Consider the following 15,328-nt stretch of genomic DNA (forward strand, 5'->3'; position numbering starts at 1 on the left):
ATGAAAAGAATCGAAGGTCAAGAAGATATTCTCTTACCTCAGAAAATGTCTGAAGCAGCTAGCGGCTATGATTTGCATGCTGCTGTTAAAGAGCCAATTGTACTCGCACCTGGTGAGCGTCAATTGATTCCAACTGGTTTCGCGCTAAGTATGCCACCTCAGCTAGAAGCACAGATTCGCCCAAGAAGCGGTCTTGCTTATAAACACGGTATTACAACGCTTAATTCACCGGGAACCATTGATGCGGATTACCGCGGTGAGGTTAAAGTATTGCTGATTAATCATGGCCAGGAGCCATTCGTTATTCAGCGGAATGAACGCATCGCTCAGATGGTATTCCAACGTGTACCACAAATTCAATTGACCGTTGTAAATGAGTTATCAGAAACGGTACGTGGTTCAGGTGGCTTCGGCCATACTGGGCGCTAATACGGCCGGTTACATCATTCGAACAAGAAAGAACCTCTTCTTAGGAAGGGGTTCTTTCTTGTTTCAGAGGATGCAAAGTCAGAAGTCACCCATCTATAGGCGAACGCATACTATAACGTATCGAAACGGACCGAGGAAGGGGTGTAAGCAAGAATGCTTACTGGGATTTCGGTTGCTATTATGGGGGGAGACGCCCGGCAACTTGAAGTAATTCAGAAATTTACTGAGCTAGACGCTACCGTTATATTACTCGGATTTGACAATCTCGGGAGGCAATTTCACGGTGTCACGAATGTGAAGTTAGATCCAGAATTGTTTGGGCATGTGGATGCACTTATATTGCCAGTTGTAGGTACGGATGAGACAGGACAAGTGGAATCTATTTTCTCGAGTGAAGAGATGATTTTGACAGATGAGCATATATCTTCATTGCCGAAACATGCGAAGGTATATACAGGTATGGCGAAGAGCTATTTGAAGAAGCTCGTCTCGACACATGACATTGAGCTTGTAGAGTTATTAGATCGTGATGACATAGCCATTTATAACTCGATTCCAACTGCAGAGGGTGCGCTTATGATGGCCATCCAGAACACCGATATTACAATTCATGGATCCGTTTGTATGGTTTTGGGTTTTGGTCGAACAGGGTTCACAATGGCCAAAACTTTGCAAGGATTAGGGGCAACCGTCAAGGTTGGCGTCAGGAAACCGGAGCATTATGCAAGGGCGTGGGAGATGGGTTTTCAGCCTTTTTATACGAAGGATCTGTACCCGGAAGTGGGGAATATTGACTTGCTTTTTAACACAATTCCGACTATGATAGTCACAGCGCAAGTTATTACCAATATCCCACATCGCGCGCTTATTATCGATTTAGCTTCAAGACCCGGTGGAACGGACTTTCGATTTGCCGAGAAGAGAGGTATTAAAGCGATGCTAGCGCCCGGTTTACCTGGAATCGTCGCCCCCAAAACAGCTGGCCGTATTATGGCTAACACCTTAAGTCAGCTGATCGAGGAAGACTTCAAAGACAGGAGCGATGTGGAATGAATTGGCAAGGGAAAACAGTCGGTTATGCATTAACCGGTTCTCACTGTACACTTGAAGAGGTCATGCCTCAAATTAAGAGATTTGTAGATGCGGGTGCTCGTGTCATTCCAATTGTATCGAATACAATTATGACGACTGACACACGTTTTGGTAAGTCCGCTGACTGGCAGCAAATGCTGAAAGATATTACGGGTAATGAAATTATTTCGACCATTGTTGATGCAGAACCACTAGGTCCATCCAAGTTATTGGATGTGATGGTAATTGCTCCTTGTACGGGTAATACAACTAGTAAACTAGCAAATGCGATGACAGAAAGCCCCGTTCTTATGGCAGCTAAAGCACAAATGAGAAACTTGAGACCGCTTGTATTAGCGATTTCAACGAATGATGGTTTGGGTTTAAATGCAATGAATATTGCAAAGCTTTTGATTACCAAGAATATTTATTTCGTGCCTTACGGTCAAGATGCACCAGGAGCCAAACCAAATTCGTTGGTGGCCCGAATGGACTTGATTATGGAAGCTTGTGAAGCTGCGCTGGAAGGTAAACAATTGCAGCCCATGATTATTGAGAGATTTCAATACTAACGGATAGATGTCAACTTGAGGGGGAGAAACCAGCATATGTCCAACCAGAAGCTTTTCAATGTTGCAGTTGTAGGCGCTACAGGCGCTGTCGGCGAGCAAATCATCCGTCTACTAGAAGCACGGAATTTCCCCATCAAGGAATTGAAATTACTCTCTTCTGCTCGTTCTGCAGGTGTAAAGATTGCATTTAAAGGCCAAGAAGTAGTTGTGCAAGAAGCAACTCCAGATAGCTTTCAAGGTGTTGATCTTGCGCTTTTTAGTGCAGGAGGCGATGTCACGAAAGCATTAGCTCCATATGCAGTAGAAGCGGGTGCGATTTGTATTGACAACACAAGTGCGTACCGTATGGATCCAGACACACCACTTGTTGTTCCTGAAGTGAATGTTGAGAAAATCAATGATCATAAAGGGATTATTGCAAACCCGAATTGTTCTACGATCCAAATGGTTGCAGCGCTTAAGCCGCTATATGACCGTTATGGAATTTCACGTATTATTGTTTCCACATACCAAGCTGTTTCAGGTGCAGGTGCTAAAGCCATTAATGAAATGCTTAGACAGTCCAAAGAAGTACTAGCAGGTAATGAGGCAAAACCAGATATTTTACCAGTTGGCTCCTTACCAGTAAAGCATCAGATTGCTTTCAATGCTATTCCTCAAATTGATAAATTTCTAGATAATGGATTTACAAATGAAGAAATGAAAATGATTCTTGAAACGAAGAAAATTATGGGCGATGAGTCCATTGAAGTCACAGCTACATGTGTGCGTATTCCAGTAGTTTACGGGCATTCTGAATCCGTGTATGTAGAATTGAAAGAAGATTTCAACATGGAAGACGTGAGAACACTACTTGCAAATGCTCCTGGTATTGTACTCGTTGACAATCCGGCAGAACAACAATATCCACTTGCAACTGATGCTGCAGGTAAACTTGAAACTTTCGTAGGGCGTGTGCGCCGCGATTTAAGTAACCCTAAAGCGCTTAACATGTGGATTGTTTCAGATAATTTGTTAAAAGGTGCTGCTTGGAATGCAGTACAAATTGCTGAATATATTGCTATAGAGCAACAATAATTAGCAAACTGCTTATTTGAGCAGTGAAAATGGGGGAAACTCATGCGAATTCTTGTCCAGAAATTCGGAGGTACTTCACTTTCTACCGCACAAGCTAGAGATCACGTTATTGGACATATTCAAGACGCACTAATTCAACATTATAAACTAGTTGTTGTTGTTTCTGCGATGGGAAGAAAAGGGGAACCCTATGCGACCGACACGCTCCTAGACCTCGTTCGAAAGAATGGGGAGGGGCTGCCCGCACGGGAACTCGATATGTTAATGGGATGCGGAGAATTAATATCTGCCGTACTATTGTGTAGTTTATTGAACAAAACAGGAATTCGATCCACAGTTTTGACGGGTGGGCAAGCTGGTCTGATCACGAATGAGAATCATGGTAATGCTCAGATCATAGCGATGAAGCCTAATCGGATTCTTGAATTGTTAGAGCAAGACCAGGTTGTCATTGTCACTGGGTTTCAAGGGAAAACAAGCAATGATGAGTTGACTACATTAGGACGCGGGGGCAGTGACACATCAGCTACAGCACTTGGTGCCGCACTCAAAGCAGAAATTGTGGATATCTTCACAGATGTTAATGGTATTTTGACAGCGGATCCAAGAATCGTTGAAGATGCTAAACCGTTACAACGCGTGAGCTTCAGTGAGATTTGTAATATGGCACACAATGGTGCCAAAGTGATTCATCCACGAGCTGTAGAAGTTGCTATGCAAGCGAATATACCTATTCGTGTGAGATCAACCTTCACCAAGGAAGAAGGAACGCTAGTCACAGCTTCTGACAACACCTCGACAGATATTAACAATGTTAAAGATCGCTTTGTTACGGGAATTGCACATTTCACGAATATTACACAGATCCAGGTCGCTGCCGTTGATGGCGAATTTGATCTTCAACTTCGTGTATTCAAAACGATGGCTCAGCATCAGATTAGTGTTGATTTTATTAATGTGAACCCTTCAGGCGTTGTATATACGGTCTTTGATCATGAAGCTGAACGTGCAGTTCAATTACTTAAGGCACAGGGTTACGAGCCCAAGTTTACAAGTGGCTGCGCGAAGGTGTCCGTGATTGGTGGCGGAATGAATGGTGTACCTGGTATTATGGCTCATATTGTTGAAGCATTAACCGTGGAAGATATCCGAATTTTGCAATCAGCTGATTCGAACACGACCATTTGGGTGCTTGTCCAAGGTGTTGACATGATCAAGTCTGTGCGTGCACTTCATCGAAAATTCAATTTATTTAAATAAATCAAGAAGGTCAGGAGGCGTACCAAGTGAGTTTTGGAAGAGTAGTCACAGCAATGGTTACTCCATTTGATGATCAGTTGCAAGTGAACTGGGATCAAGTAGAGCCATTAATTAATTATTTAATTGAAGAACAACATTCGGATAGCCTTGTGATTTGTGGGACGACAGGGGAGTCGCCAACGTTATCAGAAGATGAAAAGTTGCGACTTATTGAACTTTCCGTTCGTGTATCAGATGGGCGTTGCAAAATCATCGCAGGTACTGGAAGCAACGACACTAATCATACAATTGCTTTTTCGCGTAAAGTAGAGAAGATTGGCGTGGATGCTTTACTTCTAGTTGCGCCTTATTACAACCGTCCTTCACAGGAAGGGTTGTATCAACATTTCAAAGCAATAGCAGAGGCTGTTAACACACCTGTCGTGCTTTATAATGTGCCTGGCCGTACAGGTGTGAACCTGGATGCGGATACAACGATTCGTCTTTCCCAAATACCGAATATCGTGGCGACCAAAGATTGCTCGAATACGGATCAAATGACACGTATACTTACACATGCTGCCCCTAATTTCCTCGTATATAGTGGAGATGATAGTAATACTTTGCCTTCTTTAGCTATTGGCTGTGAAGGGATTATCAGTGTAGCGAGTCATGTGATTGGAAAAGAAATGCAAACTATGATAAAGTATTATCTAGAAGGCAACATTCAGCAAGCTGCTGAGCTTCATCGTAAGCTTCATCCTGTATTCACTGGCATCTTTTGTGCACCGAGCCCTGCGCCAATTAAGCATGCTTTGGCACTTAAGGGGATTGAAACAGGCGGCGTTCGACTTCCGTTAGTTCGTGTATCCGAGCAAGAAGGTCAATTCATTCAATCACTTTTTGTATGATCATGCCTAATGAATCGGTGCTTCCGGCATCGGTTTTCTTTTTTTGGGAAATCTAAACGTATTCAGTATTAACTTGTATTTGCTGTTTTTTTTCATGTATAATGGTTGCAAGTGACTAGTTCGGTTTTTTCATTTAAAATTCGTCGTCCAATCTATGAAGGAGGTATATTCTTGTCCAAAAAAAATATTGATAAACTTTTGATCTTCGCTCTTGGCGGCGTGGGCGAAATCGGAAAAAATATGTATTGCGTTCAGTATGCGAACGATATTATTGTCATTGACAGTGGTTTGAAATTTCCTGAGGAGGACATGCTCGGAATTGACATTGTCATCCCAGATATCGGGTACTTAACAGAGAATCGGGATAAAGTACGCGGCATCATCATCACTCACGGCCATGAAGATCACATTGGTGGCTTACCTTACGTGCTTAAACATCTTAATGTTCCCCTCTATGCTACGAAGTTAACGATGGGACTCATTGAAGCTAAGCTGAAGGAAGCGAACTTGCTCGGAACGACGAATCGAATTCTAATCAATTCGGAATCTGTTCTTCCCCTAGGCGTTCTTACGGCAACTTTCTTCAAAACCAATCATAGTATTCCGGATTCTGTGGGTGTCGCACTTGATACGCCGGAAGGTGTCGTTGTTCATACGGGAGATTTTAAGTTTGATCAGACTCCAGTTAATGAGCAATATGCAGATTTGCATCGTATGGCTGAGATCGGAAAGAAAGGCGTTCTTGCCTTGCTTTCAGACAGTACGAATGCAGAACGTCCTGGCTACACGGGCTCTGAGCGCGGAGTAGGGATTGAGATTGAAGAAGTGTTTCGTAAAGCGAAGCAAAGAGTTGTCATTGCGACATTTGCATCGAATATTCACCGTGTTCAACAGGTGTTTGATGCAGCTGCAGCAACGAATCGCAAAGTGACAGTAATTGGTCGCAGTATGGTTAACGTGGTTTCGATCGCTAGCGAATTAGGCTACTTGCATATTCCAGATGGCATGTTGATTGAGCCAGAGGAAGTTAATAAGCTTGCAGCTGATCGTGTAGTTATCCTTTCTACGGGTAGCCAAGGTGAACCGATGTCTGCTCTGACAAGAATGGCACGTTCAACCCATCGTAAAATTGATATTTTACCAGGGGATACGGTTATTATTGCGGCAACTCCGATTCCAGGAAATGAGCGTTACGTTGGCAGAACGGTTGATGAGCTTATGCGCATCGGTGCCCACGTGATTTATGGACCAGGTTCAGTAACTGGTGTTCACGTTTCAGGTCACGGTAGTCAGGAAGAATTAAAGCTAATGCTTAACCTGATGAAGCCTAAATACTTTATTCCAATTCATGGCGAATATCGCATGCTGCGTCAACACGCTATCCTTGCCGAAACTGTCGGCATTCCTAAAGAAGACATTTTCATGTGCGATATTGGTGATACGGTAGAAATTCAAAATGGTGCTGCTCGCAAAGGATCGAAAGTTCAAAGCGGCAACATCCTAATTGATGGACTAGGTGTAGGGGATGTAGGCAATATCGTGTTGCGTGACCGTAAATTACTGTCGCAAGACGGAATTCTTGTAGTCGTGGTTACACTTAGTAAGCAAGATGGCAAAATTTTGTCTGGCCCAGATATTATTTCACGTGGATTTGTTTATGTTCGTGAATCCGAAGGACTTCTTGAAGAAGCCAATCGAATCGTAACAAATACGTTAACTAAACTTATGAATGAAAATGTAAATGAATGGGCATCTTTAAAAACAAATGTGAAAGATGTTCTCGGACGCTTTTTATATGAACAAACCAGAAGAAGACCAATGATTCTTCCTATCATTATGGAAGTTTAGGTACTCGAACAAGTCACTTGAGCCTATGCAAATAGTAAAGCTCTCTCCAATTGGAGGGAGCTTTTTCTTGTTGCTGCAAAGTGAAGTATGCATGAAAGTATACAAGTTTATTCATACTATGGGAGATCTTGCACAACTTGTATGTGTAACATAATTTGAAAGGGGATTATGAAGTGGCATCAGCACCAGGCTCGAAAGAACAGGAACAAGAACCGGGAACAGAGGAAGTCAAGAAAAATGCCGTTCTCGAAAATATCCAACAATTAGGACAAACGAACACGGTTTCTGGTGAATCCAATATTTTTTGTCTAACGATAATAGGACAGATAGAGGGACATATTGTGCTCCCACCTCAGAATAAAACGACCAAGTATGAACACCTGATTCCTCAACTTGTAGCTGCCGAGCAGAATTCCAAGATTGAAGGTGTCATGATCATATTAAACACTGTTGGGGGCGATGTGGAGGCTGGTTTAGCTATTGCTGAAATGGTCGCGACGTTATCGAAACCAACGATTGCATTAGTCTTAGGTGGCGGACATAGTATAGGCGTTCCAATCGCCGTATCTGCAGACTATTCGATCATTGCAGAAACAGCGACCATGACGATTCATCCGATTCGAATGAACGGCTTGGTGATCGGAGTACCGCAGACCTTTGAATATTTAGATAAAATGCAAGAGCGTGTTGTAAGGTTCGTAACGAAACATTCCAATGTAACAGAAGAGAAGTTTAAAGAGTTGATGTTTAAGACGGGTGAACTCACGAGAGATATCGGCACAACGGTAATCGGGATTGATGCCGTGAAATATGGATTAATCAATCAAGTAGGTGGCATCGGCGATGCCATTCGTGAGCTGAACAGCCGGATCGAAGCGAAGAAAGTGGCGAACTCTGGGGGGCTTGTTCAGTGATCCATTATTCCGTGATTCCGATGGAGGTTATATTTGAAGGATTCGATGCATTTAGCCCACAATACTTAGATATAGAAGTAGACGGTTTCATGATGCAAATTGAGCCGTTAAGTGGCTATCAAGCACGTATTGTAAGGTTGTATAGCTGTAATCCACAAGATTATTTGAATGAACACTATACGCCTGGCAGCATCATTTCCTACCAACCTCAGTTGACGGTCAATTCAGCTCGTTAGGTCTTGTTCCCGTATCATCCCTCGAGTCAAATATGGTATAATGTGGACTTGGGGGTGACAATGTTGGCGAAACGAAGGAAAAAGACGAAGGCTGTAAAAACCAGCTTATTATTCGAGCTGTATGGAATCCTCATCTTGATTTTCTCGGTCATTGCCCTTGCACATCAAGGTCATGTCGGAAATTCTTTGATTTATTTGTTTCGTTTTTTTGTGGGGACTTGGTATTCACTTATACCACTTATTTTCATTTACGTGGCCTTATACGCAATGATCAAACGAGCTTGGCCACAAATGGTTACTCCCAAGAAAGCGGGAATTTTGTTGTTCATTCTTGGTTTATTAATCAAGAATCATATTGATTTATTTGCTCAGCTGTATCCTAACAACGATTTTACATCGGGGAAAGTCATTTCTTCGACATGGTCTGCCATGCTTGAGGGATTGCACCCTACAGAAGCTGGAAGAGCAGCCTTAGAACATGGTATTGGTGGAGGAATGGTAGGCGCTTTTTTATACAGCATCCTCTATTTCTTATTTGATTACCTTGGAGCCAGATTAATCCAATATATGCTTTTTGTTATGGGTTTTATTCTAGCGACAGGTGTTTCTTATGTGGATCTAGGTAATATCGTGAAGGGTCGTTTCAGTAATGTAGGACAAAATTTTAAAGACCGGATGAAGGAATGGCTGCAAGACCGAGAAGGACGTCAACCTCAGGCACAAGCAGCGTCAGCGGGAAGTGCGCCTACTAAGGTGAAGAAGCCAGCCTATGTACCTGTTGATGATGAATTTGATGAGGAAGTCTTTCAACCAGTCAAGCGGGCGAAGAAAACGCCATTATTCATGGAACTCCTTCGACCAATTAAGGAGAACCGGAAGAAATCTGCAGCAAGAGAAAGTGATAACATCGAGGATAATTTGTCAGATGGCGAAGCTGATGCGGTCGGGGAGGAAGTTGTATACTCGAACCCTGTACATCCAACAGATGAACCGATACATATTACAGATGAACCTACTGGAGCACCGATTATTCGTGATTTTCAAGAGCAGGTTATTCAAGAAGCACAACAAGTTGTTAGACCTGCAACTCCTTCAGTATCCACTAGTACGACAACAGTTCCGCCAAGTGTGGATGGAGATGAGAATGAGCCAGTAACAATTGAGTTTCAAGATGCTCCAGTTATCGTGACTCGTCCATATGAGATACCTTCGCTTGATTTATTAGCAAGGCCGGCTCTTGGCAAAGGAAGCGAAATGGCGGATTACAAGGCCAATGCAAGAAAGCTTGAGGCCACATTAGAGAGCTTCGGAGTTCGAGCTAAGGTTCTGGAGGTAGTAAGAGGTCCTGCGGTAACGCGATATGAAATCCAACCTGATGTGGGTGTGAAGGTTAGCAGAATTGTTTCTTTAACCGATGATATTGCACTAGCACTTGCAGCAAAGGATATTCGGATGGAAGCACCTATACCAGGCAAATCTGCGATAGGTATCGAAGTACCAAACTTAGAAGTCTCCATTGTTACGATGCGAGAAGTCATGGAAACGACTGCTTTTCAGGAGTCTAGCTCACGACTATCTGTAGTTCTTGGACGAGATATTTCGGGTCAACCGATTGTTGGTAATCTGGCAAGGATGCCTCATTTACTAGTTGCTGGTGCTACCGGATCTGGTAAATCGGTTTGTATCAATGGGATAATCACTAGCATTTTGTATAAAGCAAAGCCAAATGAAGTGAAGTTCTTAATGATCGATCCGAAGATGGTTGAATTGAATGTGTATAATGGCATTCCGCATTTATTAGCGCCTGTAGTTACGGATCCGCGGCGAGCATCGCTAGCGCTCAAGAAAATCGTTGTCGAGATGGAGAAACGCTATGAGCTATTCTCTAAAAGTGGGACACGAAATATTGAAGGCTATAACGCAATGTTGACAGAGAGTGGCACTGCAGCACCGCTGCCTTACTATGTGATTATCGTGGATGAGTTAGCAGATCTTATGATGGTAGCAGCTAATGATGTCGAGGATTCCATCTGTCGTCTTGCTCAAATGGCGCGTGCTGCGGGAATTCACTTAATTATTGCAACTCAACGTCCTTCCGTTGACGTTATTACTGGTGTTATCAAAGCCAATATTCCTTCTCGTATCGCTTTTGGTGTTTCTTCGCAAGTGGATTCGCGAACAATTTTGGATATGGTAGGAGCGGAGAAATTACTAGGTCGTGGAGATATGCTTTACTTGCCAGTAGGTGCATCCAAGCCTGTACGTATCCAAGGGGCATTCCTCTCTGATGGCGAAGTAGAGCAAGTTGTTGGGTTCGTACGAACGCAGGAACAAGCCAATTATCGGGAGGAACTCGTACCACAGGTTGAAGAAATGCCAGAGCAGCAGAATGAATTTGAGGACGAGCTGTACGATCAAGCCGTTCAAATTGTTTTGGAAGCGAAGCAAGCATCCGTATCCTTACTTCAACGTCGAATGAGAGTCGGTTACACACGTGCTGCTAGGCTTGTCGATGCCATGGAAGCTAAAGGGGTTGTTGGCCCATATGAAGGCAGTAAACCGCGTGAAGTACTGATCTCACTTGAACAATATCATCATAACCGGATTAGTTCTTAATCTGTATCGAACAAACACTCTCCTCTGGGGAGTGTTTTATTTGTATAATCATGGACTCACTTTCTCATAATAAGCAAGAAAAGGTTGTAATTTGAAAAGTGAGGTTGAGAAGGGGAATGAATAAACGACTAATTGTCATTACATTTTGTATTGTATTTGTTTTGGTAGTTTCTTTTCAATTGAAGGGCAAATTCAATCCGCCGACGGAAGAAACATTTAGTAAGAATGAAGTACGCTATGGCGCCACAGGATCTGATGTTTATGAACTTCAAGGAAGATTGAAGTTCATTGGGTTTTATAATGGTGGTGTTGACGGCGACTATGGGTACAAGACATTAACTGCAGTAAAGCGATTCCAAGGTGAGTTTGGCATGAAGGTAGACGGTATCGTTGGACCGAAGACCAAACTGAAGCTCTGGGAAGCAACGAAAAGCTGGAAACCTTCAGCAGGAGAAACTGCGAATAGTAATCAGGGTGCCAGTAATTCAGGTACTGGAACGGGAACGGATACTCCGGCTAATTTAACTCCCTCCAATAATCTTGGTTACTCGGAACAAGATATTAACTTAATGGCCAATGCTGTCAATGGTGAAGCGCGTGGTGAACCATTCATAGGTCAAGTTGCCGTAGCGGCCGTTATTTTAAATCGAGTGAAATCGGCAAGTTTTCCAAATACAGTTTCTGGTGTTATATTTCAACCAGGTGCTTTCACAGCTGTTGCTGATGGTCAAATATGGTTAACACCGAACGAATCATCCAAAAAAGCTGTGAGGGATGCTTTGAATGGACTGGATCCAACAGGAGGTTGTATCTATTACTTCAACCCAGAAACGGCTACGTCCAAATGGATTTGGACAAGAAAACAAATTAAAAAAATTGGTAAACACATTTTCTGTGTATAATTGGACAAGGAGAAGGAACCACATGTGGTTGCTTCTCCTCTTCGTATAGGAATATAATGGATTTATTACACGGACATAGAAGGGAGACTGACCTTTGAAGCCTATTCAATTTGAGCGCAGCAGCTGGAAGCATATCCGAATACACGTTCTACCGACAGATCGTTTCAAAACATTTGCCATTTCCGTATACATAGGACGTCAATTAGAAGATGAGACGGTCACAAGTACCGCAATAACACCTTTTATCCTTCGCAGAGGTACAGAGCTTCGTCCTGAAACGAAGCAATTTCGGGAGTATTTAGATGATTTGTACGGTGCAGGGTTTGGCTTTGATATTTATAAGCGAGGCGATTACCAAATCGTTCAGTTACGCATGGATATTATCAATGATCGATTCGTGAAATCAGCGGATTCTTTACTGAAACAAGGACTTGATTTTGTGGGTGAAACGTTAACTCGTCCAGCATTAGAGGATCAACATTTTCGCGCGAAATATGTAGACGCAGAAAAGCAGACACTTCGTAAACGAATCGAATCGGTCATAAATGATAAAATTCGATATGCTGCCGAACGTTGTATGGAAGAAATGTGCAGTGATGAACCGTATCGACTTCATCCATTAGGTAAAATAGAAGATATCGACGGTATGAATGCGAAGCAGCTTTACGAACAATATAAAGAATGGCTCCAAACTTCACCGATGGACATTTATGTTGTTGGCAACACAACGCTAAGTGAAGTTGAAGAAATTGTGAAGCAATCGTTTGCGATTGAGCGGAATGCTGATGCTAGCTATGTCACATCTGCGCCGCGTGCCGTAACAGGTGAAGTGAAAACGATCGTAGAACGATTGGATGTTAACCAAGGTAAGCTGAATATGGGTCTTCGTACAAACATTTCATACAGCGACGATCAGTACCCGGCTGCACTTATGTATAATGGGGTTCTAGGCGGATATCCGCATTCCAAATTATTTACAAATGTTCGCGAGAAAGCGAGTTTAGCCTATTATGCTTCTTCTCGTTTTGATGGACATAAAGGCATTTTGACAATTCAGTCCGGTATTGAGATGGCTAACTATGAGAAGGCCGTAGATATCATACGTAAACAACTGAAAGCTTTGGAACAAGGAGAAATCACCGACATTGAATGGAGTCAAACAAGAGCTATGATTTCCAATCAATTGCGTGAAATACAAGATTCAGCGTTTGAGCTGATCTCGTTTGATTTTAATGCCATTTTGTCAGGGAAAGAGCGTACGGTAGAGGGTTTAATTTCTGCAGTCGAGCAAGTGGATATACCGGCTATAGCAGAGGTTGCGAAACGAGTTCAGTTGGACACGATATACTTTTTACGGGATCAGAAGGGGGAGTAAACCATGCAGAGTATACCATATCCACATCTTGATGAAACCATTTATCATGAAAAGCTTGATAATGGGCTGCATGTGTTCGTGTTACCCAAACCAGGTTTCCAAAAAACGTATGCAACTTTTACAACCCAATATGGATCTATTGATAATCATTTTCAAGTTCAAGGTAAAGATGTCGTGCGAGTACCAGACGGTATTGCGCACTTCTTAGAGCACAAAATGTTCGAGGAACCGGAAGGAGACATTTTTGCAACGTTTGCTACGAACGGTGCATCGGCCAATGCTTTTACAAGCTTTGACCGGACTGCCTATTTATTTTCATCAACAGATCGCTATTTAGAAAATTTAACGACATTAATTAATTTCGTGCAAAACCCTTATTTTACGGATGAGAATGTTGAAAAGGAAAAAGGGATTATCGGGCAAGAGATTAAGATGTACGAGGATAATGCGGACTGGAGAAGTTATTACGGTTTAATTGAATCCTTGTATGCGAAGCATCCGATTCATATTGATATTGCCGGAACTGTTGCATCAATTGCAGAAATTACCAAAGAGACCTTATATGAGTGCTATAACACGTTCTATCACCCAAGCAACATGAGTTTATTCGTTGTAGGAGGGGTAGATCCACAAGAGGTTATTACGTTAGTGAAAGATAATCAAGCTGCTAAAACTTTTCCGCCACAAGGTGAAATCCAAAGGTTCTTTCCTGGAGAGCCAGTAGAGGTCAAGGAATCCCGCAGACATATCATACTTCCAGTCTCGTTGCCGAAATGTTTAATGGGCTTCAAGGAAGCCGCACCAGCGGTCACAGGCAAGCCTTTGTTGGTAAGAGAATTAACGACCAAATTAATGTTGGATATCTTATTTAGCTCCAGCTCTGATATTTATCAGACACTCTATGATGATCAGTTAATTTCTGATAATTTTGGTCATGAGTATAACTGTAGTGATGGGTATGCATTCTCCATTGTTGGGGGGGATACCAAGGATCCGGAACAGCTTATTACAAGGATTCGTGACGAGGTTGAAAAAAGGAAAGAAGCTGGACTCGATAGTGTCACTTTCGAACGCAGTCGTAAGAAGAAGATTGGCAGTTTCCTCCGAATGATGAACTCACCTGAATCAATTGCGAATGAATATACCAAATATCGATTCAAAGGGATCGATCTCTTCGATATCTTGCCGGTATACGAACAGCTAACACTTGAAGATGTGAATCGTCGCTTCCGTGAGCATTTTGATTGGAGTAAGCTCGCTGTTTCCATTGTACAGAGTCGTGAGCCATCGTGAGTGTTGGTAAACCGTTTAGTGAACAGACCGTGCTGATTACGGGAGCTAGCAGGGGGATTGGTGCTGCAATAGCCCAACGTTTCGCCGCGGTAGGCATGCAGATTGTTATTCATTATCGGGATTCACATGAAGCAGCCAATGAAATTGCCCGTTCTTGTATGAAGCAAGGGGCAACGGTATTAACAGTATCCGCGGATATTCAATCACATGAGCAGATTCTCAAAATGAGAGATAAGCTTGAACAGATGAACATGGTACCAGACATCATCGTTAATAATGCAGGTATTTCTCACTATGGGATGCTAGCTGATGTGACGGAAGAAGATTGGGATCGTGTTATGAATGTCAATCTCAAGGGTTCCTTCCTTTGTACTCAAGCTTTTATGTCCGCCATGGTTAAACAAAAGTATGGTCGAATCATTAACGTATCCTCGATATGGGGCATCTCTGGTGCTTCGTGCGAGGTACTCTATTCAACGGCCAAGGGTGGCCTTAATGCGTTTACGAAAGCGCTAGCCAAAGAACTTGCTCCATCAGGTGTTACGGTGAATGCCGTAGCACCTGGGGCTGTTCAGACGGATATGATGGCCGGCTTTCAAGCTGACGAAATCGATGCCATTACCAACGAAATTCCTGCTGGACGGCTCGCATCTCCACATGAGGTAGCATCGCTTGTCTATTTCTTAGCCTTACCTGAATCCGGTTATATTACAGGTCAAATCATCTCACCCAACGGGGGCTGGCTTACTTAGTCACATGAATCCATTGTAGAGAAGTCCACGCATAATTCTGTTTTGAGAAGCGCATATTACGTATGTAATGACCATTTCTCATAACTCAAAGGA

At 42.8% G+C, this 15,328-nt stretch carries 14 protein-coding genes; all 14 read left to right on the top strand.

Features of this window, described 5'->3' with window-relative positions:
• Window positions 1-429 carry a dUTP diphosphatase gene (gene dut / locus L6I86_RS11440; protein ID WP_236287411.1) on the top strand — a complete coding sequence of 143 codons (429 nt, stop codon included), beginning with the start codon at window positions 1-3 and terminating at the stop codon, window positions 427-429.
• Window positions 430-582: 153 nt separating this feature from the next.
• On the top strand, window positions 583-1,482 hold the full coding sequence (gene dpsA, locus L6I86_RS11445) for a dipicolinate synthase subunit DpsA (RefSeq protein ID WP_236287173.1): 900 nt from the start codon (window positions 583-585) through the stop codon (window positions 1,480-1,482).
• Window positions 1,479-2,072, top strand: a complete 594-nt coding sequence (locus tag L6I86_RS11450) for a dipicolinate synthase subunit B (protein WP_056625070.1) — start codon at window positions 1,479-1,481, stop codon at window positions 2,070-2,072. The genes dpsA and L6I86_RS11450 overlap by 4 nt, the downstream gene beginning before the upstream one ends.
• 36 nt (window positions 2,073-2,108) lie before the next feature.
• Window positions 2,109-3,149, top strand: coding sequence for an aspartate-semialdehyde dehydrogenase (locus L6I86_RS11455; RefSeq protein WP_236287175.1), 1,041 nt, complete (start codon window positions 2,109-2,111; stop codon window positions 3,147-3,149).
• Between the two features lie 42 nt (window positions 3,150-3,191).
• On the top strand, window positions 3,192-4,409 hold the full coding sequence (gene dapG / locus L6I86_RS11460; RefSeq protein ID WP_236287177.1) for an aspartate kinase: 1,218 nt from the start codon (window positions 3,192-3,194) through the stop codon (window positions 4,407-4,409).
• A 26-nt stretch (window positions 4,410-4,435) separates the two neighbouring features.
• Window positions 4,436-5,299: a 4-hydroxy-tetrahydrodipicolinate synthase gene (gene dapA, locus L6I86_RS11465; RefSeq protein WP_236287179.1), complete on the top strand. Its 864-nt coding sequence runs from the start codon at window positions 4,436-4,438 to the stop codon at window positions 5,297-5,299.
• Between the two features lie 171 nt (window positions 5,300-5,470).
• Window positions 5,471-7,147 carry a ribonuclease J gene (locus tag L6I86_RS11470; RefSeq protein WP_056625086.1) on the top strand — a complete coding sequence of 559 codons (1,677 nt, stop codon included), beginning with the start codon at window positions 5,471-5,473 and terminating at the stop codon, window positions 7,145-7,147.
• A 173-nt stretch (window positions 7,148-7,320) separates the two neighbouring features.
• Window positions 7,321-8,061 carry a ClpP family protease gene (locus L6I86_RS11475; protein WP_236287181.1) on the top strand — a complete coding sequence of 247 codons (741 nt, stop codon included), beginning with the start codon at window positions 7,321-7,323 and terminating at the stop codon, window positions 8,059-8,061.
• Window positions 8,058-8,297 carry a YlzJ-like family protein gene (locus L6I86_RS11480; RefSeq protein WP_236287183.1) on the top strand — a complete coding sequence of 80 codons (240 nt, stop codon included), beginning with the start codon at window positions 8,058-8,060 and terminating at the stop codon, window positions 8,295-8,297. The genes L6I86_RS11475 and L6I86_RS11480 overlap by 4 nt, the downstream gene beginning before the upstream one ends.
• Before the next feature lie 63 nt (window positions 8,298-8,360).
• Window positions 8,361-10,913 carry a DNA translocase FtsK gene (locus L6I86_RS11485; RefSeq protein WP_420851874.1) on the top strand — a complete coding sequence of 851 codons (2,553 nt, stop codon included), beginning with the start codon at window positions 8,361-8,363 and terminating at the stop codon, window positions 10,911-10,913.
• Window positions 10,914-11,029: 116 nt separating this feature from the next.
• A complete protein-coding gene (sleB, locus tag L6I86_RS11490; RefSeq protein ID WP_236287188.1) occupies window positions 11,030-11,815 on the top strand; it encodes a spore cortex-lytic enzyme in 786 nt (261 codons plus the stop codon).
• Window positions 11,816-11,909: 94 nt separating this feature from the next.
• Entirely contained in the window at window positions 11,910-13,190 is a 1,281-nt protein-coding gene (gene yfmF, locus L6I86_RS11495; protein WP_236287190.1) for an EF-P 5-aminopentanol modification-associated protein YfmF, read from the top strand.
• A 3-nt stretch (window positions 13,191-13,193) separates the two neighbouring features.
• The gene (gene yfmH / locus L6I86_RS11500) at window positions 13,194-14,483 is read left to right on the top strand and encodes an EF-P 5-aminopentanol modification-associated protein YfmH (protein ID WP_236287192.1); all 1,290 of its coding nucleotides are present in this window, start codon (window positions 13,194-13,196) and stop codon (window positions 14,481-14,483) included.
• Complete coding sequence (ymfI, locus tag L6I86_RS11505; protein ID WP_236287194.1) at window positions 14,480-15,235, top strand: elongation factor P 5-aminopentanone reductase; 756 nt, start codon at window positions 14,480-14,482, stop codon at window positions 15,233-15,235. Before yfmH ends, ymfI begins: the two co-directional genes overlap by 4 nt.
• The last annotated feature ends 93 nt before the right edge of the window (window positions 15,236-15,328 follow it).

Origin of the sequence: Paenibacillus allorhizoplanae, assembly GCF_927798215.1 — a bacterium.
Classification (GTDB): Bacteria; Bacillota; Bacilli; order Paenibacillales; family NBRC-103111; genus Paenibacillus_E; species Paenibacillus_E allorhizoplanae.

Excerpts from the sequence above, each read along its gene's own strand:
- sleB (WP_236287188.1), top strand. The coding sequence starts at position 11,030 with ATGAATAAACGACTAATTGTCATTACATTTTGTATTGTATTTGTTTTG.
- dpsA (WP_236287173.1), top strand. The coding sequence starts at position 583 with ATGCTTACTGGGATTTCGGTTGCTATTATGGGGGGAGACGCCCGGCAA.
- L6I86_RS11455 (WP_236287175.1), top strand. The coding sequence starts at position 2,109 with ATGTCCAACCAGAAGCTTTTCAATGTTGCAGTTGTAGGCGCTACAGGC.
- dut (WP_236287411.1), top strand. The coding sequence starts at position 1 with ATGAAAAGAATCGAAGGTCAAGAAGATATTCTCTTACCTCAGAAAATG.
- L6I86_RS11450 (WP_056625070.1), top strand. The coding sequence starts at position 1,479 with ATGAATTGGCAAGGGAAAACAGTCGGTTATGCATTAACCGGTTCTCAC.
- yfmH (WP_236287192.1), top strand. The coding sequence starts at position 13,194 with ATGCAGAGTATACCATATCCACATCTTGATGAAACCATTTATCATGAA.
- dapG (WP_236287177.1), top strand. The coding sequence starts at position 3,192 with ATGCGAATTCTTGTCCAGAAATTCGGAGGTACTTCACTTTCTACCGCA.